Source organism: Bacillus sp. sid0103, from assembly GCF_019219025.1.
In genome coordinates, this window is the sequence record NZ_JAHUWN010000025.1 from 88212 (window position 1) to 110032 (window position 21821).

The 21821-nt window shown below is 39.8% G+C and carries 22 protein-coding genes and 4 pseudogenes; 9 read left to right on the forward strand and 17 right to left on the reverse strand.

Annotation, left to right across the window (positions count from 1 at the left end):
• Window positions 1–362 precede the first annotated feature (362 nt).
• Window positions 363–1109 (reverse strand): IclR family transcriptional regulator, encoded by a 747-nt coding sequence (locus tag KW850_RS23970; protein WP_218350271.1) that lies wholly within the window; start codon window positions 1107–1109, stop codon window positions 363–365.
• Window positions 1110–1377: 268 nt separating this feature from the next.
• Here KW850_RS23970 and KW850_RS23975 point away from each other — a divergent pair, with 268 nt between their 5' ends.
• A complete protein-coding gene (locus tag KW850_RS23975; protein ID WP_218350272.1) occupies window positions 1378–1890 on the forward strand; it encodes a flavin reductase family protein in 513 nt (170 codons plus the stop codon).
• A gap of 206 nt (window positions 1891–2096) precedes the next feature.
• Here KW850_RS23975 and KW850_RS23980 read toward each other — a convergent pair.
• Window positions 2097–2426, reverse strand: a pseudogene (locus tag KW850_RS23980) (IS6 family transposase); the annotation flags it as partial.
• 321 nt (window positions 2427–2747) lie between these two features.
• Here KW850_RS23980 and KW850_RS23985 point away from each other — a divergent pair.
• The 6 genes from KW850_RS23985 to KW850_RS24010 all read left to right on the forward strand — a co-directional run bounded on the left by KW850_RS23985 (window position 2748) and on the right by KW850_RS24010 (window position 7977).
• On the forward strand, window positions 2748–3230 hold the full coding sequence (locus tag KW850_RS23985) for a flavin reductase family protein (protein WP_256358414.1): 483 nt from the start codon (window positions 2748–2750) through the stop codon (window positions 3228–3230).
• A 39-nt stretch (window positions 3231–3269) separates the two neighbouring features.
• Complete coding sequence (locus KW850_RS23990; protein ID WP_218350273.1) at window positions 3270–3626, forward strand: cupin domain-containing protein; 357 nt, start codon at window positions 3270–3272, stop codon at window positions 3624–3626.
• A gap of 47 nt (window positions 3627–3673) precedes the next feature.
• Window positions 3674–3910 (forward strand): CDGSH iron-sulfur domain-containing protein, encoded by a 237-nt coding sequence (locus KW850_RS23995; RefSeq protein WP_218350274.1) that lies wholly within the window; start codon window positions 3674–3676, stop codon window positions 3908–3910.
• A gap of 416 nt (window positions 3911–4326) precedes the next feature.
• Entirely contained in the window at window positions 4327–5631 is a 1305-nt protein-coding gene (locus KW850_RS24000) for an MFS transporter (protein WP_218350275.1), read from the forward strand.
• 90 nt (window positions 5632–5721) lie between these two features.
• Complete coding sequence (locus tag KW850_RS24005) at window positions 5722–6483, forward strand: IclR family transcriptional regulator (protein WP_218350276.1); 762 nt, start codon at window positions 5722–5724, stop codon at window positions 6481–6483.
• Between the two features lie 162 nt (window positions 6484–6645).
• The gene (locus tag KW850_RS24010) at window positions 6646–7977 is read left to right on the forward strand and encodes an MFS transporter (RefSeq protein WP_256358415.1); all 1332 of its coding nucleotides are present in this window, start codon (window positions 6646–6648) and stop codon (window positions 7975–7977) included.
• A gap of 347 nt (window positions 7978–8324) precedes the next feature.
• Here KW850_RS24010 and KW850_RS24015 read toward each other — a convergent pair.
• Window positions 8325–8546 (reverse strand): annotated as a pseudogene (locus tag KW850_RS24015) (HAD hydrolase-like protein); the annotation flags it as partial.
• Between the two features lie 122 nt (window positions 8547–8668).
• Complete coding sequence (locus KW850_RS24020) at window positions 8669–8956, reverse strand: SDR family oxidoreductase (RefSeq protein ID WP_218350278.1); 288 nt, start codon at window positions 8954–8956, stop codon at window positions 8669–8671.
• A 27-nt stretch (window positions 8957–8983) separates the two neighbouring features.
• On the opposite strand from KW850_RS24020, the pseudogene KW850_RS24025 reads away from it, so the two are divergent.
• A pseudogene (locus KW850_RS24025) lies at window positions 8984–9565 on the forward strand (NmrA family NAD(P)-binding protein); the annotation flags it as partial.
• A gap of 349 nt (window positions 9566–9914) precedes the next feature.
• Here the strand turns inward: KW850_RS24025 and KW850_RS24030 are convergent.
• Both KW850_RS24030 and KW850_RS24035 read right to left on the reverse strand, forming a co-directional pair.
• Window positions 9915–10481 (reverse strand): MOSC domain-containing protein, encoded by a 567-nt coding sequence (locus KW850_RS24030; RefSeq protein ID WP_218350280.1) that lies wholly within the window; start codon window positions 10479–10481, stop codon window positions 9915–9917.
• Between the two features lie 252 nt (window positions 10482–10733).
• Window positions 10734–11297, reverse strand: a complete 564-nt coding sequence (locus KW850_RS24035; RefSeq protein ID WP_218350281.1) for a recombinase family protein — start codon at window positions 11295–11297, stop codon at window positions 10734–10736.
• Between the two features lie 691 nt (window positions 11298–11988).
• Between KW850_RS24035 and KW850_RS34075 the strand changes: the two genes are divergently transcribed.
• Window positions 11989–13038: a tyrosine-type recombinase/integrase gene (locus KW850_RS34075; RefSeq protein WP_308128843.1), complete on the forward strand. Its 1050-nt coding sequence runs from the start codon at window positions 11989–11991 to the stop codon at window positions 13036–13038.
• A gap of 843 nt (window positions 13039–13881) precedes the next feature.
• Here KW850_RS34075 and argC read toward each other — a convergent pair.
• The 11 genes and pseudogenes from argC to KW850_RS24085 form a co-directional block, all read right to left on the reverse strand.
• The gene (gene argC, locus KW850_RS24045; RefSeq protein WP_218350283.1) at window positions 13882–14937 is read right to left on the reverse strand and encodes an N-acetyl-gamma-glutamyl-phosphate reductase; all 1056 of its coding nucleotides are present in this window, start codon (window positions 14935–14937) and stop codon (window positions 13882–13884) included.
• A gap of 225 nt (window positions 14938–15162) precedes the next feature.
• Entirely contained in the window at window positions 15163–15513 is a 351-nt protein-coding gene (locus KW850_RS24050) for a TetR family transcriptional regulator C-terminal domain-containing protein (RefSeq protein WP_218350284.1), read from the reverse strand.
• The gene (locus tag KW850_RS24055; protein WP_256358416.1) at window positions 15498–16841 is read right to left on the reverse strand and encodes an SCP2 sterol-binding domain-containing protein; all 1344 of its coding nucleotides are present in this window, start codon (window positions 16839–16841) and stop codon (window positions 15498–15500) included. Before KW850_RS24055 ends, KW850_RS24050 begins: the two co-directional genes overlap by 16 nt.
• A gap of 21 nt (window positions 16842–16862) precedes the next feature.
• Window positions 16863–17018 carry a hotdog family protein gene (locus KW850_RS34330; protein ID WP_374226386.1) on the reverse strand — a complete coding sequence of 52 codons (156 nt, stop codon included), beginning with the start codon at window positions 17016–17018 and terminating at the stop codon, window positions 16863–16865.
• On the reverse strand, window positions 17015–17158 hold the full coding sequence (locus tag KW850_RS24060) for a hypothetical protein (protein ID WP_218350285.1): 144 nt from the start codon (window positions 17156–17158) through the stop codon (window positions 17015–17017). The genes KW850_RS34330 and KW850_RS24060 overlap by 4 nt, the downstream gene beginning before the upstream one ends.
• A 121-nt stretch (window positions 17159–17279) precedes the next feature.
• Window positions 17280–17456 (reverse strand): annotated as a pseudogene (locus KW850_RS34335) (TetR family transcriptional regulator C-terminal domain-containing protein); the annotation flags it as partial.
• Between the two features lie 82 nt (window positions 17457–17538).
• Window positions 17539–17976 (reverse strand): Asd/ArgC dimerization domain-containing protein, encoded by a 438-nt coding sequence (locus tag KW850_RS24065; protein WP_218350286.1) that lies wholly within the window; start codon window positions 17974–17976, stop codon window positions 17539–17541.
• Between the two features lie 7 nt (window positions 17977–17983).
• A complete protein-coding gene (locus tag KW850_RS24070) occupies window positions 17984–19153 on the reverse strand; it encodes a YhgE/Pip domain-containing protein (protein ID WP_218350287.1) in 1170 nt (389 codons plus the stop codon).
• Window positions 19154–19387: 234 nt separating this feature from the next.
• Window positions 19388–20143, reverse strand: coding sequence for an SDR family oxidoreductase (locus KW850_RS24075; protein WP_218350288.1), 756 nt, complete (start codon window positions 20141–20143; stop codon window positions 19388–19390).
• A 163-nt stretch (window positions 20144–20306) separates the two neighbouring features.
• Window positions 20307–20771 carry a MarR family winged helix-turn-helix transcriptional regulator gene (locus KW850_RS24080; RefSeq protein WP_218350289.1) on the reverse strand — a complete coding sequence of 155 codons (465 nt, stop codon included), beginning with the start codon at window positions 20769–20771 and terminating at the stop codon, window positions 20307–20309.
• A 328-nt stretch (window positions 20772–21099) separates the two neighbouring features.
• Window positions 21100–21561, reverse strand: a complete 462-nt coding sequence (locus KW850_RS24085) for a hypothetical protein (protein ID WP_218350290.1) — start codon at window positions 21559–21561, stop codon at window positions 21100–21102.
• Window positions 21562–21821 lie beyond the last annotated feature (260 nt).

Consider the following 21821-nt stretch of genomic DNA (forward strand, 5'->3'; position numbering starts at 1 on the left):
TAATATAAATATAGTGAATAAGTAGGTTTTAAAAAATCGAGTTTTTTCACCATGTGAAATTCGTTGAATTTTTTAAAGATTTTTTCTTAATAATTAATAACCAATTTATCAGAACGATTTTTAACTGCAATCTTACCTTTATTGAGCGCATAAAAAAAGAGCTTAAGCTCTTCAGATTGTCGAGAAAGGGGTATTTTTTCTCGGCAATTTTTTATTATTCGGGATCTAGGGCCCGAAATTAATAGCTTTCTTCTGAATAAAAAAGATTGCCACACACTTAACCCATCTTGGCTAAGTGTGTGGCAATCTTTTTCATGTTCTGGCAAGCCGCCTCTTAATTTTTCCCCATTAAAAAATACCTCTTAAATTTCAATATATCCCAGCTCTTTTGAAATAGATTGTGCGGTGCTTTTTAAACTGCGGATAATCATATCACGATTGCTGTCCTGCATATAGGACGGAGGGCCGACTAAATTAACCGCTGCTATAATTTCGCCTGAATAGGAGAAGATTGGTGCTGCCACTCCATACATGTCATCTGAATTTTCACTATTACTGATTGAATAGCCTTTTTTGCGAATCTCAGAAAGCTCCTTTTTCAATTGATTAATATCTGTAATAGTATTAGGCCCCTCATATGACAAGCCCCTGTTAATCGTCTCCTGCAAATAAACAGAATTGTACGCCAACAGGATTTTTCCGGAGCTAGTCGCATAAGCCGGTTTCCTAGACCCAATATAGGTCTGAATCGGAGTAGATTCCTCTGATGATACCCTTAACACAAAAACAACCGTCCCTTTGTCGAACATGGCAATATGCGCTGTCCCTTTAAATCTCACTATTAATTCCTTTACTAATGGCATCGCTTTATCATAAAAATCTTGCTGAAACATCACATGATTATTCCATTCAAGTATCTTCCAGCCTAGTCTATACTTTTTGTCTAAATCTCTCATTAAAACCCCCTCTTTGCAAAGGGTTGTAATAAGGTGATGTGTGGTACTTGTGCTTAATCCCAGCTTTTCTGCAATCTCTGCATTTCCTAACACAGGTTCATCCTGCGTAAAACAACTTAAAATTTGACAAGCTCTACTTACTGAATTAATCAATATTAACTCACTCTCCTTAATTCAAACCTTCTTAAATAAATAAGAGGGAATCAACATTTCGGAAAATTCAAAAAAGGCGCATAATAATAATAAAATAGAATATCTCTCATTACAAATATTAATATAGTAGAAACTTACATTTCTTTTTCCTTATCAAAAAAATTTCATGAAATTTCATAATGTTGGACGTGGAGGCTTAAATTTTCAAATATTCTGTTTATGATAGTAAAACATACGATCCATTTTAAAAGAAAAGGAGAATGAATACATGCAAAAAGAAACGAATCAAGATTTATTCAAACAAATTATGGGAAACTACCCGACAGGAGTAACAATCGTAACAACCAAAAAAGAAGATGGAACACCAGTAGGGCTGACAGTAAATTCATTTGCTTCTGTTTCGCTTGATCCACTATTGGTTTTATGGTCTATAGATCACAGATCTTCCTTACTTGAGGAATTTAAAGAAAGTGGGAAATTTGCTATTCATGTATTGGCAGAAGAACAGGTAGAACTTTGTAAAACTTTTGCAACTAAACACTCTGACCGTTTTAGTACATGCGATTGGAAACTTTCGAGCAATGGATTGCCTATTATTGATGGTGTTCTTGGGGTATTTGAATGTAAAACATTTAAAGCCATTGAAGCAGGGGATCATACAGTATTCATTGGAGAAGTGACAGACCTTCAGATCAATAAAGAGAAAGATCCAATGTTGTATCACCGTAGAACTTTCGGCCCTATCCCTAAAGAGTTTTATCGTCCAAAACAGTCTGTGTAGAGGATCTTTATTTAAGATCGCCCCCATACATGTATAATAGAAAATAGCCAACGACCTTCATATAGGTGGTTGGCTTCCCTTGTTATCCATATAACACTCTAGTGTTAAAAAGGTTCCATATTTCCCATATAAAAAAACGCTTGGCATACGTATGCCAAGCGTTTTTAATAGATTAAAGTTTATGTTTTTGTAAAATCTGATTTTATTCTTCTATTTAGATAAAAATCAATGGTATTCCCTTCTGAATCGACTGCGCGATATAAATACATCCATTGACCTTTTATTTTCACATACGTTTCATCGACTCTCCAGGAATCATTTGTTGTCTTAAGATGACGTCGTACTCTTTCGTCTAATTCAGGTCCATATTGATTCACCCAACGCATAATGGTGGTGTGAGCGATAGACAAACCTCGTTCCTCCATCATTTCCACCAAATCACGAAAACTTAGATTGTATCGTAGGTACCAACTTACCGTTAATAAGATAATATTAGGCTGATAGTGCTTCCATTTGAACAAATTTTCCTTTTCCATACCAATCACACACCTTTTTTAGAGTAATAGTATCAGTATGTCTAAGATTTAGAGATTACTTGCAATTGTCCTGAAGTTTCTGCATCAGTACCGCAGGAACCGTCTCACTAGGCCTTGACCGGTAGTAAATATCGTGATAAAATGGATAACATATTCCACATTACGGGACGTATAGATTACATAACGGAATATTAATCTCGTGTTTTAAGCGTTTGTCTTGTCAGAGAATTTCTGAGCAGAAAAAGAATTGGAGGTGGCGGCAATGAACTATAAATAACACCATTCTTATAAAAAGACTTCGAATAAAAGGAGGTTACATGTATGATTGATGCTGAGGAATTTCGTAAAGCACTCAGATCATTCACCACAGGGGTTACAATTATTACTATTCCAGCCGCCACAGACATGCACGGTATGACCGCCAGTTCCTTTGCGTCAGTTTCGGTCGATCCCCAGCTCGTACTGTTCAGTGTTGCCAAGACCGCGCGTGCACACGGTCTACTTCAGTATTCGGACAGATTTGGAGTTAATGTGCTTATGGAATCACAGGCTGCGTTAGCCAACTATTTCGCCGGGCGAAACGCTGAAAAGATTTTGCCAAGCTATGAATGGGTTGAAGGATGTCCCGTTTTAAACGAGTCATTAGGATTCTTTGCATGTCGTAAGTGGGCTGAATACGATGGAGGGGACCATACCATCTTTGTGGGAGAAGTTCTTAAAATTCGTCGAACTGATGAGAAGCCGTTGGTATGTAGTCGTGGAAGGTTTCATCAGTTGGGTGAAAGGCTCGTGCCTCAACCCTAATATTCCGTTAACAAGTTGCTTATTATCTCGGAGGGATGGATGAAAATGAGAAGTGTCTTATCTGTTAATAATCTTGAATGGAAGCCCTTTCAAGTCGAGGGTTCGCAAGGGTATGAATTTAAATTCGGGATTATTGGGAAAGAGTATACCGATGCTTATAGTGTGGATTTGGTACGTGTGGCTCCAGGAGGATTTTCCCCCGTTCATATCGATTATGATAACCATTCTTTCTACTTTATTGAAGGGGAAGGCGTAGTTACTATAATAGACAAACGGTGGGAAGTTGGTCCTGGTTCAGTCGTTAAGATTCCATTCGGGGTCATACATTCGATTGAAAACGTGGGCGACGTTGATTTGCTTTTTATTACTATTTATGATCCGCCACGAAATCGCTAGGTTTTCTATGCGAGCATAAAAAAATTATATTTAGGGAGATGTGACCTATGTCGGCTACGACTATTAAGATTCTGGATAAGGGACCCCTTCATGTTATAGGTTCAATTGAACTTCTTGACGCAGAAGGAAACCGTTTTGAAACCCGCGGGCAGTTTACACTATGCCGCTGCAGTAAGTCCCAAAATGTCCCATTCTGTGACGGAATGCATCGGTTAGCCAGGTTTAATAGCTGTCCACGGGTAAATAGCTTAATCGAATCATCTCAGAATGAAAGCAGGATTTAGTGCATCGTTAAGGATTCGTTCAATGTACATCAGCGTGATAGCTCTTCCAAGTGAAACCATCAATTAAAGCTCTAATCGATGGGAGCGAAGGTGTATGCAATCAGTTACTTGTACGCTACGCTGAAATGAATGTTCATAAATACGGATGTCCAATGTTGTATGTTATGATGCAAGCATCCAAAGACGAAAAAACCGATATCTCTAATGCTGAATGGATTGCTAAGTTGCTCCTTGTACTTTATCCTCCGGCCTTGTCTATATTGCAAAAGGCGAACAGATCGCGAAACAGCGTTACGTCCACGTTGCTATTGCTTAATAGAAAAAACGAGTGATAATGATGTTCAACAAGATTTCCACAGAAAAAGGGCTATATGTGCAGGATTAATGTGACGAATATCATAGGAGGACGGGAAGCAATGATTACAAGAGATTTTGTAATAAAGAAAGTTTTCAGGCGCTATGTTTGGTTGCTGCTGATCGTTTATTTTTTCGCTGGGTTGGATCGGGCCAATATTGGTTTTGCTTCGCTATCTATGAATAAAGACCTTGGGCTTACCGCTCAGATGTATGGATTCGCAGCAGGACTTTATTTTTTAGGATATATTCTCTTTGAGATTCCGAATTTAACTTTATTAAATAAATTAGGTACGCGTCGGTGGCTAACTACCATCATGATTGTATGGGGAGTGGTTTCTACTTGTACGATGTTTGTTCAAAGCAGCTCAAGCTTGAACGTATTGCGATTTTTGCTCGGTGTTGCCGAAGCGGGTTTTACGCCTGGAGTCCTCATCTTTTTAACGCATTGGTTTCCGGAAACCCACCGCGCTAGAATTAACGGTATATTCTTCCTCGGGGCTCCGATTGTATCTACGCTCGGTTCGTTGTTATCTGGAGTGGTTCTCAAATTGGATGGAGTATTAGGGGTAGCTGGGTGGAAATGGCTCTTTTTATTAGAAGGAATCCCATCTGTTTTACTTGGCGTGGTTGTTTATTTTTATCTTTCTGATCGTCCATTCGAAGCGAAATGGTTGACCCATGAAGAAAAAGAAATATTGCAAAATAATTTGGGGGAAAAATCAAAGGATCGTAAATCGGAGCACAAAATAGGTTTTTTGAAAGCATTCACAAATCCAACGGTCTTGTTTTTTGGTTTGGCTTACTTCGGTATACAAACGCTGAGCACTGGAAACGCCTTTTGGATGCCGCAGATTATCAAAGGTCTTCATCTCGAAGACTCCATGGTCGCATTCGTCTCAGCTATACCCCCATTTATTGGTGCAATCGCCATGTATTTTTGGGGAAGACACTCGGATAAAACCCACGAGAGAATATGGCATGCGTTCATAGCGGCAGTGATTTGTTCGGTAGGTTGGTTTGTTGGAGCGATGCTTCAATCCCCCGTTTTGTTAATTTGCGCACTTACAGTAGGTAGTATTGGCTTTTATTCTTTACTTGCGGTGTTTTGGACGATTCCCACCAAATTATTTTCAGGCATATCGGCTACTTCTGCTGTAGCAGCCATAAGCTTAATTGGAAATACGGGTTCATTTATCATGCCACAGGTTATAGGGAAAATCAGGGATGTGACGGGCGGTTTTACAGGCGCTTTTTTACTTATTAGCAGTTCGATTTTGTTAACAGGAATAATCATTTTAATTGTCGGAAATAGGAAGGCAAAAGTCACTTACAGTGTATCATCGGCAGAGGAAAGACTAGGTTAAGAAAGGTTCAGTGAGTTTGACAGTGCGATGAAACGGTGATACAATCAACTCGTAATTCCGTAATACGGAATGAAGGAGTTGTATGTTGGAATGCAGGAATCAAAAGTTCAATCGATTGATCGTGCCTTTATGCTGCTCGAACATCTTGTTAAGTTCAGATCAGCAGGTGTTTACGACCTTGCTCGCGAAACCGGTCTAGCTAACAGTACGGTTCACCGCTTATTACAAGCCATGCAAGCTTCGGGGGTAGTAGTCAAAGACCCTCAAACTAATCGTTATCAACCAGGGATCCGTCTCTTCGAATGGGGCCAGACGGCCGTCATTCAATTGCGGGTTAGAGAGTTAGCAAAGCCTTTTCTTCAGGAATTCGCCACGGAAAATGGAGAAACTGCGGCCATCGGCATCCTTGATGGGAGCGACGTGATTTACATTGATTGGATTCCATCCCGTCACTTGGTTCAATCCCGTGTTACTATCGGCGAGCGGGTCCCTGCATACTCGTCCTCGTTGGGCAAGTGTCTCATTGCTTGGTTACCTTCGGAAACTAGACTTCAATTATTTAAGGCAATGCCCATGTTCGTAACCGAACACGGATCCGATGATAAAATCGCCGAAGCCGAAACTTGTCTGGCCGAAGTTCGTCAGCGGGGCTTCGCCATAGATAAAGAACAGCGTCAATCCGGTGCTTGCACTGTCGCAGCTCCATTAAAATCCAACGACGGTTCGGTCATTGCAGCCATTGGTCTTGGGGCTCCGTCTAGTCGGGTGACAGAGGAACGTATGGACTATTTTGGTAAACGCCTTGTAGAATTGGCTATAACCATCGAGAGTCATTTGGAAGAAATTAGATGAAGAAGGACCAAAAAGCTGCCATTGACAAAAGGCTTATTTATGATGTACCAGCCTTAAAATGGATTCGGGAAGACAAAAAACGCAGTAGACTGATAGCGGTCTGCTGCGTTTTTTGGGTTAGTTTGATAGTATTAAAACTATTTAATTGAGAGGTGTGGAAATTTGAGTACGGTAACAAATAACTTAAAATGGTTAATTTATTCATTATGTTTTGTCGTTCTATTAGGAACGATGAATGCGGTCTTATTTAATGTAGCTCTTGAGGATATTGCAAAAGATTTATCAATTAGTCATTCAAAAGTAAGTTGGATTACAGTAGGTTATGCCTTAGTTACTGCTATTGGCTCTATGATTTATGGAAAACTAGCTGATCGTTTTCGTGTAAAAAAACTATTTATCATTTCAATCATATTGTTTATATTAGGTTCCATCATAGGTTTTAGCAATCAATCATTTGTTGTTGTTATCTTTGCAAGGCTTCTACAAGCTAGTGGAGGATCTGCTTTTGTTGCGCTCGCCATGGTTACTGTAGCAAGACTATTTACTCCTGATGAAAAACCTCGAGCATTAGCAATGATCAGTTCTTCTATCGCTTTAGCTGTTGGTATGGGGTCACTAGTTGGTGGAGCAATTAATGATACACTTGGTTGGCCTTATCTATTCTTAATTATGGTCATTTCCATTGTTGGTATTACATTACTGATGAAATTTATGCCAAAAGAGGAAACTCATTATTCAAATGACGTATTTCACTTTGATTTTCTTGGTGCTTTGTTGTTATTTGGATTGATCGCTACCTTTTTACTAGGGGTAAACATAAATAGCTGGCTTTTTGTATTCTCATTCGTTTTATTTTTCTTATTCAGGACACGAATGACCAAAGCAAAATATCCATTTATTGATATTGAATTATTTAAAAACAAAGTTTACCTTCGCTTAATAACTGTTGGATTTATTAATAATACTGCCGGATTGGCAATTATCTTACTTCTGCCAATGTTATTAGTGAGAAAACACGGGTTTTTAACATTTTCAGTAGGTATTTGTTTATTTATTGGTTCTTTATTTGGGATCTTATCTAGCTATATTACAGGTAAAACGATACCTAAATTTGGAAATGTAAAAATGATCTATATATCATCTACTGTAGGCTTAGTGGGGTATTTAAGTTTAGGTATTTTTTCTAATTCGAATTTAGTAGTTATATTGATTGGACTCAGTTTAACGATTATGAGTTATTCTTCTACCCAGGTATCACTATATACACTTATTCCAAATACATTAAAACCAGAGAAAATTGGCGTTGGGCTTGGATTATACAATTTAACCAATTTTGTAGGAATGGCCTTTGGTCCAGCGATGGCAAGTAAGACGATGGAAATAACAAATAGTTTTCTTTTAAGCTTTGTTGTGATAGCCATCTTGATATCTCTCCATTTTATATTAATGTTAAATATGTCTTCCTTACAAAAAAGACAATATCAAACTAATTGATCATATTTGTGGAAACGCTATGAACTCAAACTACCTGTTTTGCAGGTGGTTTGAGTTATCTATTATATCCATAAACAAATTAAATCATTTGAAGATCCTGATCGTTATATCGACGAATTCCATTTTTTTCTCCTAGCATTGCTTTTGCATGTGCGAATGATCATGAATTGCATGACACCGTAATCAACAAAACATTAGACAAAAAAAAAAAACGGAAGAGAGAAATCTATTTCTCATCCGTTTTTAATAATATGGTATGACCTACTCAGATTTCTTTTTTGGTAACTAGATAATTTATTCTCTAGCATCAGATAGATGTCATGTCCTATTTTGGCTCTAAACAATAATCAAGCAGCCATCAGATCTTTTGCTACATAATCAGGCTCGATATCAGTCCATTTGTTTCGATATCGAACGATCGCATCTATGCCTGCACCTGTTTGCACCAGTATTTTCCGACATCCTGTCTGGTGTGCTGCTACCATATCTGTCCAACGATCCCCTATTACCACACACTTATCTAACGCTAGTTGATGTTCTGTAGATGCCCTTTGAAACATACCGATGGCTGGTTTTCTGCAATCGGATCGATCTCCATGTTAACTTATGCTAATGGTAATTCTTTTTATTTGATGTGAGGTTTGCGAAGAAATAAACTTAAAATCGCCAACCGTGGCAATGCAGGCTATAATTAAGAATGTGTCACCAAATCACGAACAATCGAAGAAGAAAGTTCCACCATATTCGGAACAAGAGGTGTTGCAAAATATACTTTTTGGATACCGTTCATGGCATTTACCAGTGAGTCGAAGTCGTTTAGATCGGCTTGAACCAACTCGACTCCCAATGCTTGCAATTCGCTTGTGTTGCTTGTGGGACGAACAGTAACACGCGTTTTATGTCCGTTCTTCGCCAGAAGTTTCACCAATTCTTTGCCTGTTGTTCCGGTAGCTCCTATCACTAATATAGCTGCACTCATACTAAAAACTCCTCTTCAGCTAAAAAAGCCGGTGTGAAGCATCTTGTGAAGTTATCGGGCGGCGGGGCTGAATTGGATACATTGGCAAAGTGGCATAATACAGTCGAAAAAGAAATAGAGCAGTCCGGCATGGCGTATACGTTCTTGCGCCCAAATACATTTATGCAAAACTTAGTTAAATTTAACTCGCATACAATTCGTGATCATGGAGCCTTCTATGCGCCGCATGGCGACGGAAAAGCGGCTTACATTGATTCCCGCGATATAGCCCAGGTTGCCTATCGGGTCTTAACGGAAGAAGGCCATGAGAACAAAGCATATTACTTGTCGGGACCAGAAGCACTTTCCAGCGCCGAAATTGCGGAAATTCTTTCTTCAGTAACCGGAAAATCAATTAAGTACGTAGACGTACCTGTTGAAGCTGCTCGCGCTTCTATGCAAAAAACAGGCATGCCTACTGAAATCGTTGAAGGCTTGTTAGAACATTATCAGATTATGAAGTTAGGTCACACAGCAAATGTCTCCAATACGGTAGGAGAAATAACCGGACATAAAGCAACCTCTTTTGAGACTTTTGCTAAAACAAATAAGGAAGCATTTATCGGTTAATATATAGTTCAAAGTAAAAAGAGCTGTCTAAAAAAGTCTATAAAGACTATACGGATAGCCCTTTGTTTTTTCGATTTAGTTATCCTAGCATTATCACTTGATTTTCTGCTTTGATAAACTAAAATATAAACTCTGGAGCCAGGATATGTATCAAGGCTCCGTTTGTGGTGACAAGAACAACATCTCTTAAATTGCCGTTAAAATCGTAAAGTTACGACAATCTTGCACATTCTAAGAGTTGTGGAACGGGTTCTACTTAAACTAATGCACCCTTTAGTTGAACAACAAAGCGATGCCACTATTTATGTTGTTTACTAATAATTTAAACTTCTATTAGTAAGGTTTGCCTTTATACACGTTCAAGTTTTTTAAATGGTTTCGGGGGTAATTTACCTCGGATGGTATCACCAGGTTTTACTTCACCATTCTGCAAAATTACCGCCATTATTCCGACTTTTCGTATTAGATTTCCATTAGAATCCTTATCTAAAACAGCCTTTAAAAGACCAGGTTTAAAATTATCAATTTGAGCACAAGGATTACGTAAACCTGTTACTTTTACTATTGCAGTCTCACCTATATACAATATTGTGTCAGTTGGTAATTCAAGGAGATTTATTCCAACAGTTGTAATATTTTCACCCATTTGTCCAGGGTTAATAGTAAAACGGTCCTTTAACTCTTCAAATAACTCCTTGTGAATTAAATGCACTTGTCTTAGGTTCGGCTGGTTTGGATTTTGTGCCACTCTAGAACGGTGTATAACCGTAGAACCGTAGTGGGCATCGCCTTCAACTCCAAATCCCTTAACTAATTTTATACTCTCTTGATTTTCTTTACTAAATGTATGTTTATCACTTAAACTAACCGCTATGACTGCTCCTAAAATTGAACTCTCTTTTTCTTCATCCAACATTCATTCCCCTCCGCCTTCTATTTCTTTAAACTTCCTGATTGTTCATTTTATTCAATAATGATTTGATTATTGCTTCTTCAATTAAATTGCCCCGTCAGTTGAAGAATGCAAGCCAATTGCAACGATAATTTGATCATATATTCCTGCAACTGTAATTACAATTTAAACATTAATAGTGATAATCGTTATAACAGTAGACGAAATTAAAAAAATCGACCATTATGATCGACTCATTTTACTTGTCATCGTTTTTCATTCGCTCAGTTGCTCCTGTCGTTTCTTTGCTCTGATAAGCGTGCTTTTACTTATGCCTGTTATATTTTCCACTTGCATGTAGGAGTTGGTTTCAAGGAGTTTCAATGCATGCTCGATTTGGGCTTTTTTAAACTTCCTCGGGCGGCCTTCTCTAAAATCTTCGCGCTGCTTAGCTAATGCTTTCCCTTCTTGGGTTCGTTCCACAATCATATTTCTTTCCATTTCCGCTACTGCTAACATAGTTTGAAGGAAGAATCGCCCCATGGTTGTGTTTTCGAGTAAACCTACATTCAGCACGTGGACACGAACACCCTTGTTGAATAATTCCTCGACAACGTCAATTCCTTCACGAACATTCCTGGCTAACCGATCTAGCTTGGTGACCACTAATGTCTCACCTTCAGTTAATTCTTTAACCAATTTACTAAACTTTGGTCTTTCCAACTTTGTACCAGTGAATTTTTCCTCAATAATCTTATCGCAGCCTTCAGCTTGCAATCTTTCTATTTGCACATGCAAGTCCTGTCCTAAAGTGCTTACGCGACAGTATCCATACTTCATTTTGTCCACCTCACTTATGAATATAAGTTATGACACCTTTCAATACCCTTATTTTATCACTTCCATATTTTGGAGTCGAAACTTTTAAGTTTTGACACTATATATAAGGAATAAAAATGACCTTCTATTGACAGGCCTACTCTTGATCAAAGCCTCAGCCCAACAGGAAGATCATTATTGAGTATAATTGTCTCTTTGCGTTTTTATTTTTAAAGTAGTTAAAAATAACTCATACCAAAGAGAAACTTTCTACTCCTAAATATGCGAGTACGATGGGGGACCCGGGTGGGCTCGGAAAGGTTTCTGTTTTTTAGGACCATTCAATAGCATTTGCCTTAAAAAATTTAATAAAAAGCCTCCTATAAGGCGTCGGGTCAGGAGTCATATACAATCTACAGATTCCGATCTTTAATCGTCCATTTTGTGGTTGTTGTTTCACTTTGTATAAAATTGCATGTGAAATTCACTATTATTGTATCAAATATATTTTTACGAATAAAAAAAGACCAAGGTTCTGCTTGATCTTTCTAGATAAGGAATTGTTAAGAATACTTTTATTATTGAGGTGGCGGGACTGCGTGGGTATCGTACCACACTACGGTTGTACGCACCGCATTGACAGTTTTGAAGTTTGTTGGCACCTGTTTTTATAGTACCTTGATGTAGCCTAAAGTGTGCCGGAAAAGATGCAATTGGCAATCGTAAAAGAGTAAAGAGAAGAGGCTTCAAGAAAATTAGTGAAGCTAAATCAGCTATGGCAGAACTGATGCTCGAACTAAAAAGCGGCAATTCATTAAATAAAGAAAAATTGTCATTAGGGACTTACTTAGATTATTGGATTGAAAACTATGTAAGGACAAACCTAAAGCCTAAAACGATCGCCGAATATGAGAAGATTATCAAAACCCATCTTAAACCATCTTTAGGGCACATCATGTTAATTGAACTAAAAAGCATTCAACTTCAAAACTACTATAAAGAAAAATTAAAAGTTTTGTCCGCTCAATCTGTGACCCATCACCATCGTGTCCTATCAAAAGCTTTAAATGACGCGATAGATTGGGAATTCGCAAGCAAAAACGTGGCAAAAGGCGCAAAACCACCTAAACCCGTTAAAAGGGAAATGAAGACGCATAGTGTCGAACAGCTAAACCTATTACTGAAAATTGCTAAGGAAAAAACACCAGTGTATTTTCCAGTTATTTATGCAGCTGCTCACACCGGAATGAGAAAAAGTGAATTGATGGGATTAACCTGGGAAAATGTAGATTTTAAAGCCGAGAAATTCTATATTCGGCAAACTATCACTGAAGCCAATGGTAAATATTTCTTCAACCCAATCCCCAAAAATGAAAAACCAAGAGGGATAAAGCTAACTACCGAACTAACGAAATTAATGAAGTCGCTCAAAGAGGAGCATGAATCTCGAAAAACATTCCTTGGAGAATCGTTTAACCCTCACAATCTGGTCTTTTGTAATTCAAGAGGAAATATTATGATACCATCTGAATTAACGAGAGCATTTAAGAGAGTGTTAAAAGCAGCTAACCTTCCGGACATCCGATTTCATGATTTGCGACATTCACATGCGACCATGCTGCTGAAGGAAAGTGTTCCTTCCAAAGTGGTCAGTGAGCGATTAGGCCACTCTAAAATTCAAGTGACATTGGATACCTATTCTTATGTAACAGATTCCATTGAAGGAATCGCTGTAGACCGCCTAAATAGAATACTTGAATAAATGCCCTAGGCACCAAAATGTGAATGGCACCATTTGGGCACCACCTAACAAAAAAAGACCAAGTGTCCTCTGGTCTTTGAAAGAAAAGAATTGGTTAGAATTCTTGATATTACTGATTTGGCGGGACTGCGTGGGAATCGAACCCACCAGACCTGGCACGCAGGTCTCAAGCAGTTTTGAAGTTAGAGGGTAGGTATCTTTTTAGATTCCATTTAGTATTAAATAATACCGTAGAATCTTAATTTAATGCACTTTTTGATAAGCCATATATCATTTAATTTTTTCTAATTAAATATAAAGACATCTATTCTGTGACCAAGTTGTGACCAAAGGTGTGACCAGTTTTCTTATTTTATAAATAGGATTAAATAAGGAATTGAGGAGGTTTATATAAACGCTCCTCTTTTTCCATTTGTCCCCAAAGGGAGGATGACCCTAATTGAACCAGTGACCCCAACCCTGTCAATGATGGATATACTTTATGACCTTATTTCTCTTTCTCGAATTCAATATCATTTTACTTATATCGTTGGAGTCATATCTCCGAGTATTATTAGCTCCCTCAATTTGCTCTAATAAAGGGAAACTTTTTTTAATATCTTTTTCTATTTCATTATTAAGTTGAGTCATACAATCCTCAAATGTCATTGGAGCTGCTAAAACAGTTTGTTGAGAAGTTATTATAAATAAAAGAATGAGATATACCAGCATTTTATTTAAATAAATAGACCTCCATTGCTAACCCATTTTATTGTTATACTTCCTACATCTCACAATTCTATTCCTTAACATTCCTGCCAAATAACTTAATAACTTAATAACTCCTCTCAAAAACGACCTTTTTCAATACGGATGAATACCAAATGTATCTAAACCTGTTGTCTCGTCCAAACCGAACATAACATTCATGTTTTCAATCCCAACCAATGCTCCACCTTTTCCTACGCTATCCAAGACACTGAGAACAACGATTCTACCTCTGGATTCATCAACGTCCAAACCGATATGGCAAAAATTTGTTGAAGATACAGCTGATACCCAAGGATATGGAGCATAGTTCCACGAACCATTCGTATTGGAAGGTAAATCGATTACTTTAATGAAAAACTCGTTACGATAAAACTCTTGATAAAGTTCTATCAAGTCTTTTCTTTTTGCTCTTCTTTTAGGAAAACAGTGATTTACGGTTAATATTCCCCTTGATATCGGCACATAATGGGGTGTGAAGTGCACGTGGACAGATTGTCCTGCAATTGCGGATAATTCCTGTTCCATTTCATAGGTATGCCGATGGTTCACAACGTTGTAGGATAAAATATTGTTATGTATTTCAGGATGATGAAGAGCACGATCTAGCTCATTCCCAGCTCCAACCGTTCCTGACATACCATCTACAACAATTTTATCTAAATCAATGAGCCCTTCCCTCACCAGTGGTGCAAGTGCAAGGATTGTTGATGAAGAGAAACACCCAGGATTTGCGACAAGTCTCGTACCCTTAATGTCTTTTCGATGTAGTTCTGTTATTCCATAGACCGCTTCTGATACCAAATTCCATTGACTGTGCGTTTTGCCATATACCCGTTTCCAATCCTCTTTGTTTTTCAATCGAAAGTCAGCACCAAAATCAATCACTTTGGCTCCTTGAGATAAAAATTTAGCCGCAACGTCCATTGCCATCCCACTAGGGACTGAAACAAAAACTACATCACACGGCGTGACATCATCTGGATGAGTATATTGAATCCCTCTTCCAAAAAAGTTTTTATTGAAAACGTCAATGCTAGTATCCCCTCTACTTGTCGCCCACTCCACGCTTACATTTGGATGTCTTAATAACACACGGAGTGCTTCTGCACCCATGTAACCAGATGCTCCATAGATTCCAGCTCGAATCATTTAATCTCACTCCTTAATGAAAAAATATCTTCCGTTATAATGGGTATTGAAAAATAATATGATCATGGTTGTCCACGAGCCGTTGTTCATGCTCAATATGCTTCCTTAAAATTGCGGTCTATGCGTGACAAGCAAGTAATTTTGGTTTAGGGAGGAATAGCATGAGATGAATGAGAAAATCCGTGTATATGGGAATGATCATTCTAATAAAATTAAATCATCTTTCTAAAAATTCATCGATAATTTGGCTATGCTGTGAAGTTTTTCTTTAGCGGTCGAGGTTCTCGCCATTCCCCTTAGTCCTACCAATACATTATGCAGATATTCCGCTAGCTCTTCGGTATCGTAATCAGGGGTGAATTCACCGTTCTGCTGCCCCCAGAGAATAATTTCCTTGAGCATTTGTTCTGCTTTTGTGAAACCTTCAGTGGTCTTAGTGTCAACATCTATATCGCGTACTGCCAATTCTACCGCCGAATTCACAAGTTTGATACATAATGTATCAAACCTAACAAAACGATTGTGCTTTTTCCCATTTTTTGTTGAAATCTTCTCTTCTTTTATGACGGAAAGCACCTGCTGAAAGCCTTGAGCAACTTTAAATGGCCTTTTGTGCGAATTTTACCTGACATGACGGCTGATAATATCCCTGTTTCTTTGGCCATCAGCCGAATCCATGTTTGACTGTCTGCAATAAGTTGGAAATCTGCATCCCCGATATGTCCCTTTTTCACAGAAAGGGTCTTGTTCTTAATGATAACCGTTGCTTGAGCATTCTCTTCTCCAGTAAATGTAAAATGATAGATAGCCGCTAAATCTTTTGCTTGATTTCTTTGAAACATATGGGGAAGCACTCCCAAAAACGCCCGGATTGATTTCGATCGTAAGCCGTTGCTCACCGACCGCACTTGTTTATGGGGAAAACGCTTTTTGACATGATCCTCAGCGTCGGAATTCGGCACTACATACACCATTTCGCTTTTATCCTGCAGTGGTTTGACAACCTCCTTCAAAAATTTCTTACGATCATCAAGAAACTCACCAATTACATCTTCTCCAGCAGGACAAACGGACAAACAGTAGGCCGCTTTATAGCTAGCCCCAAAAGAAAGGCTCTGCCACATAGATGCTGTTTCTGCATCATTTACTTTGTCCCTGTATGCTTTAGAATTTTTGCTGTCGGTAATCTTCTCCACCCAATCGGTAAAGCCGCCGGAAAATTCTCTATAGTTGTGCGTATAACAGGCGGAGAAATTAAAATGACCATCAGCGCCAATGGCTCCTACTGGGCAGGCAGCTACGCATAATTTGCACTCCAAACACGGATTATAATCAATGGGCTGACTTTCCGAAGTCATATCTGCATTTGTAAGGATCGTACCTAACAAAATAAAGTTGCCGAACTTGGGATGAATGACATTTCTATGGATGCCGATTTGTCCGAGTCCAGCCGCAACCGCAATTGGTTTATGTGAGATGACCCATGCTTTTCCGGTACTTTCCTGCTCCATCGGGAATCCTGCTGGCGGATTCAATGCTTTGATGCCTTGCTCTTCAAGCTCTTTCACGATTTCATGTCCGATATGCGTTACGTTATCGACAACATGATGAAATTCCGTATTTGCAATAGATCGGGCTGTCGAACGCAAGGGCTCGCGGTTCATTTTACAGACGAAACTAATGAGCGTCCTGGCTTCAGGAAACAGATTCAAAATTTCTTTTCGTTGGTCCCCAAGTTCGTTTCGGTCAATAGAGACGAATCCAACATCGTCGGCTCCTGCATGTAGACATAAATTCCGCAACCATTGTGTATCTATGCGCCTGCCTTCGGTTCCCTGCATAATTTCCTTTTTCTTGTAATATTGTTTTACGGTAGGATGATCATTTATTGTCATCTTTTTCATGGTACTCAACTCCTTAGTCGTTCAATTTAACGCCCATCCGTCAGTACTACCCTGTTTGATGGCCTGCCCAATTATTTGAAGTCGTGCATTCCATACAGACTTAGTAAAATTGATTTTTAGTTCTAGCGTTGTGAATGTCTCCCCTTCGCTGAGGGTAGATGCGTAGGCTATTCTCATCGCTGTATCAGTAGCATCGCAAAGTACACCGTCGTGAAGCTTTCTACCAAGGCTGACAGAACTTGTACGGAAAGCTTATCGTAACGGTCAAGACTTAAAGTTTCTTTCTTCTTGCTCATCGATGATCGGACGACATCCACTATGACAGCATCCTTGTTAGATTTCGCAGTATCGCCTTTTAAGTATTATAGGTAGTTTTAGAAACCGATCGGTCTTTTTTTTAGGGTAAAAAAAGCCATCGCCGGCTTCTTTTTTAGACTGCTAGGCATAGTTCTGAGCAAGAAAGGATTTAAGATGATGCACAGCTCTTTTCATGTACTCTGGGTTCTTGTAAAGTTTGCTAAGTGTTAGCGCCCCCTCCAGCGTGGAGATAAACACGGTCGCCACAAACTCGGGATCCACGCCTTGTTTAACTTCACCCTTCTCTATGCCTTTCTGAACAAGATTCGAACCACTCCGAGCAAGCCATCCATTGCTTCACGGACTTTTTCTTGAAAGCAATGGGTCTGCGTCATCTGCCTCAATCGCAGCATTCATATAATATTCCCCTTGATATCAGCACATAATGGGGTGTGAAGTGCACGTGGACGGATTGTCCTGCAATTACGGATAATTCCTGTTCCATTTCATAGCTATGCCGATGGTTCACAACGTTGTAGAATAAAATATTGTTATGTATTTCGGGTTGATGCAGAGCACGATCTAGCTTATTCCCTGCTCCAACCGTTCCTGACATACCATCTACAACAATTTTATCTAAATCAATGAGCCCTTCCCTCACCAGTGGTGCAAGTGCAAGGATTGTTGATGAAGAGAAACACCCAGGATTTGCGACAAGTCTCGTACCCTTAATGTCTTTTCGATGTAGTTCTGTTAGTCCATAGACCGCTTCTGATACCAAATTCCATTGACTGTGCGTTTTGCCATATACCCGTTTCCAATCCTCTTTGTTTTTCAATCGAAAGTCAGCATTCGGCCGGTGCGGTAGCAGATGCTGGCGCGGTTTTGCGCTTCCTGCGGCTGACGGCAACACCGGCAGCGCTGATAGCGAGACATACAACCAATATCCATACAAGCGTCATGGCGCTCGCACCCAAGCTCGGACCGCCGAAAAGCAGGTTCATGATCCCCTCCACCGCGTAAGTGGCCGGCAAATAGTCGCTCACCCGATTATAAAACGAGCCCAGCAGCTCACGCGGTACAATCGCTCCGGAAGAAACCAACTGTGTCGCAAGCATAATGATGTTAAGAAACATGCCCGCGTTGCCGAGTAGAATCAGGAACATTTGAGCGAAAAACATGAATGCGAGTAACACGAGCGACACGAAGCCCCACATCGTGGCAAAGCTGACGACGGATTGCCCGCCGAGCAAATGAACCATCGTCGTACTGACAAGTCCGACCGCCGCCGCCGCAATGACGTTGAGCATCACTCTGGCGCCGAATGCGTTCCATCTGCCGTATTGCCGTGAGACGATGTTGACGGAAATCTGCAGGTTCTGCGCTTTGATCATCGATCCGACGAAGCAAGCGAGGACGAGCATCATCGGCACCATCTGGTTGTGCATACCGTTCACTTTGTTGGACGTCTGCATGTCGGATGTGACGCGTTCGGACAGTCCTTGCGCCATCTGGTGTGCCTGGGCAGTCGGGAGATTCGGGCTTACCTGCGTCAGTTTCGCCTGCGCTCCTGCGGCAATCGCCTGCTTATTGGCAATCGCCGTAACGTTGCTGGCAACCGATTGCATAATGCTCTTGATGAATTGCGGGTTCGATTCGTTCAAGTAGTAATGGATTTGCGCCGTTTGACCTGGAGTTTGCAACTGCTTGGAGAAATCGGATGCCAGATACAGCACCATCTGCACGTCTCGTTTGTTCAACTTCGTCTGGGCGGCGGACAACGAATCCATCCTCTCGATTCGGAAAGGCAGGTTCCCGGCAAGTTCGTCAGCGATGTTAGCCCCGAGTCCTTGATCTTCGTTAACGATGGCGATAATCAAATTCTTGGTGTTGTCGGTAATTCCGTTGTAGCCTGTCATCCATACGATACTAAAAATGATCTGAAACATAAATGCCACAACAACTCCGATAATCGTAGTGGGCTGGCGAAGCAATGCGATCATTGCATTTTTCATGGCACATCTCTCCTTTTGTCATAATTAAATGTCTGTATTAATTAAACGTGTGTTTAAAATGTACGGCTCCTTTTTCCATCCGTCGATAGGTTTTCAAAACTCTTTTCCTCCCTGAACTGCGGTGTATACACCTTCGCTTATTTTCAATCATGCTTTTAATTTGCTTTGAGTAAGAACAAAATGCCAATATGTGGAATGTTATATTTTATCGTATATTTTCGTCAAGATGGCGGATTAATGACCCTTTGGCGGCTCAGACATCATATCGTTGAACTGGGTCACAAAAGCGCCTTCGCTCGGGCCCGGGTTATTTCGAAGCATTTTCGCTTCTTCCACCAGAACCTCGTCTGTATCCGTACCAAGTACCTTCATCGTTGCTTCAATGAATTGCGTAAGCGACATCGCGTGCGGATTGTTGAGATTTATCAGATCCGTTTGAACCCCCGGCGGCGCCATTTCCAGTACTTTTACCGAAGTGTCTTTAAGCATGTACCGTTGAGAAAGCGAGTAGGAATGGAGTGCTGCTTTCGTCGCCGAATATACAGCGGTCATCGCTAGCGGCACGAATCCAAGTACCGAAGTCGTGTTGATGATAACTGCTTCTTCTTTGGACTTCAAATGCTCCATTAACGCAGACGTCATACGGATTGGCCCAAGCAAGTTTGTCGTGACAGTCGAAACCAAAACATCTTCGTCGATCACGCCCGCTGCGTTATCGGGCAGCATGATGCCGGCGTTGTTAAACAAGACATTTAAATCCGGGTATTCTTCGATTAACTGCTTGGCGACCGCCTTTATGCTGTCAGGATCCTGTACATTCAACTCTACTCCGGACATCCCGGGATTCGCTTTAATCGTGTCCTCCAGACGCTCTTTTCGCCGCCCAGAGATGATAACTTTGTTTCCCAGTTTGTGTAAAGCTTCTGCTAGACCACGGCCAATTCCCGTACCGCCGCCTGTAATAAAAATCGTGTTTCCTGTAAGCTTCATTTGTAAACCCTCCAAAAAATAATTTAATTTACCTTCATCTAAGGGATCATATACATTATCGAAGGAACATTAAGACATGTTCATCGCAAGCAGCGGCATACTGAGACAGAAATCCATGCCCCGAATCAAAATAAGTGTATATACACCCTTTTTGATAAAAAAATTAATCTTGCCTGTTCAGCTTAACGATATCAGACAATTGACCAAGAAAACCTTTATAACGGTCATCGCCCATATAGTCTCGAATACGGATTTGCGCCTGTTCCCATAACGGCAGCGCACGCTTAAGAAGGTCCCGGCCGTCGGGTGTCAGAGCAATAAATCGTTTCCTGCGATCCTCCCCTTCCGTGATCGACACCCAGCCTTGTCTCTCAAGCGGCTTGAGATCTCGTGGCAATGTGGTCCGATCCATCAGAAGAATTTCGGAGAGAGATGTAATGGTGACAGACCCGGCCTGTTCAAGTGCCATCAACAATGACAACTGTGTAGACCGAAGCCCGACTGGTCTTAAATATTCATCATATAAACTGGTAATGAACCGGGACGCCTTTCTTAAATTCAAGCTAGCGCATTCTGCTGCATAATCGGTCGTCCCTGAAAAATCTGCCGTTGAATTTTGCTCTCTCATAATTTTCACCAACCTTTCCTACAATCAAGAAGATATACTCCAACTGTTGAATTTTGTTCTCTCATAATTACGAGTATATACACGTATTGTGTCGATGTCAATCTTTATAATCATCTTAATCTCTTCGCAATACAATCTAACTGTTATTCAAGAATATGGCCCGATTGCTGAACAAAGATCAATCTGGACTCTTCCACTAAACTGCCCAGTTACTTAAATAAGAAAAAGCATTACCGTTGTTCCAGTAATGCACCCGTTAGCTTAAGTGCAAAATTTCACATATGCCATCAATTTAACATAACTAACAATTTTATCCCTTTAACCAAATCTAGTCAGCATTTCTCTTTTCAATGAGGTATTGAAATCCATATAACAAGAACGACTTAAGAAACAAATAAAGAAAAAATTGAATTTTATTAAACCGGACGAGTGTAACTAATTTTAATTTTTTTAATAAACCCATCATTAAAATGGCAAACATACCATCTACTATTGCATTGAGTGTAATAAAACGTTTAAAATTTCCATATGTCCATTTTAAAATCCACATTGAACCTATTAAAAAAGGTCCAATATAAAAAGGTAATGCCACTGAAATAAATGAATTTTTTTTATAAAAAACCCACCATTTGCGTTCCTTCCCAATTTGGGCAAGAAGAATTTCTACAATTACAATAAAAATGGATGCAGGAAGGAATTTCTTAATATTACGTACCCCTAAAAAAGGGAGTGTTAACCATACTAATAAAACCATAGGAGCATTAAGTAGCCACTGATTTTTATTTGACATCTTTAGCCCTCCTCTTTCTTAGCATTCTCTATTCATTTTCTAAGTATTCATTTTATGTCGTAAGTTGTTCTTCGCTAATCTCCCACCACCACCACAAAAAACGCTTTTCTTGTCTGCCTACTTCTTCTTAAGTTAGTTGAGTAGAAGAGAACCTCTCTACCTCGCGGTAGATTGTGTTTCTCCCCCCTCGCAGAACCGTGCTTGCGCTATTCACGCACACGGCTCCTCCTAGTTATCATTCACAAGATGTAGCTAATCTC

What these genes read in the sequence shown, in the direction of transcription:
- KW850_RS23975 (WP_218350272.1), top strand. Translation starts at nt 1,378, where the DNA reads ATGCAAAAAGAAACGAATCAAGATTTATTCAAACAAATTATGGGAAAC.
- KW850_RS23985 (WP_256358414.1), top strand. Translation starts at nt 2,748, where the DNA reads ATGATTGATGCTGAGGAATTTCGTAAAGCACTCAGATCATTCACCACA.
- KW850_RS23990 (WP_218350273.1), top strand. Translation starts at nt 3,270, where the DNA reads ATGAAAATGAGAAGTGTCTTATCTGTTAATAATCTTGAATGGAAGCCC.
- KW850_RS23995 (WP_218350274.1), top strand. Translation starts at nt 3,674, where the DNA reads ATGTCGGCTACGACTATTAAGATTCTGGATAAGGGACCCCTTCATGTT.
- KW850_RS24000 (WP_218350275.1), top strand. Translation starts at nt 4,327, where the DNA reads ATGATTACAAGAGATTTTGTAATAAAGAAAGTTTTCAGGCGCTATGTT.
- KW850_RS24005 (WP_218350276.1), top strand. Translation starts at nt 5,722, where the DNA reads ATGCAGGAATCAAAAGTTCAATCGATTGATCGTGCCTTTATGCTGCTC.
- KW850_RS24020 (WP_218350278.1), bottom strand. Translation starts at nt 8,956, where the DNA reads ATGAGTGCAGCTATATTAGTGATAGGAGCTACCGGAACAACAGGCAAA.
- KW850_RS24030 (WP_218350280.1), bottom strand. Translation starts at nt 10,481, where the DNA reads ATGTTGGATGAAGAAAAAGAGAGTTCAATTTTAGGAGCAGTCATAGCG.
- KW850_RS24035 (WP_218350281.1), bottom strand. Translation starts at nt 11,297, where the DNA reads ATGAAGTATGGATACTGTCGCGTAAGCACTTTAGGACAGGACTTGCAT.
- argC (WP_218350283.1), bottom strand. Translation starts at nt 14,937, where the DNA reads ATGATTCGAGCTGGAATCTATGGAGCATCTGGTTACATGGGTGCAGAA.
- KW850_RS24055 (WP_256358416.1), bottom strand. Translation starts at nt 16,841, where the DNA reads ATGAAAAAGATGACAATAAATGATCATCCTACCGTAAAACAATATTAC.
- KW850_RS34330 (WP_374226386.1), bottom strand. Translation starts at nt 17,018, where the DNA reads ATGAGAATAGCCTACGCATCTACCCTCAGCGAAGGGGAGACATTCACA.
- KW850_RS24070 (WP_218350287.1), bottom strand. Translation starts at nt 19,153, where the DNA reads ATGAAAAATGCAATGATCGCATTGCTTCGCCAGCCCACTACGATTATC.
- KW850_RS24075 (WP_218350288.1), bottom strand. Translation starts at nt 20,143, where the DNA reads ATGAAGCTTACAGGAAACACGATTTTTATTACAGGCGGCGGTACGGGA.
- KW850_RS24080 (WP_218350289.1), bottom strand. Translation starts at nt 20,771, where the DNA reads ATGAGAGAGCAAAATTCAACGGCAGATTTTTCAGGGACGACCGATTAT.
- KW850_RS24085 (WP_218350290.1), bottom strand. Translation starts at nt 21,561, where the DNA reads ATGTCAAATAAAAATCAGTGGCTACTTAATGCTCCTATGGTTTTATTA.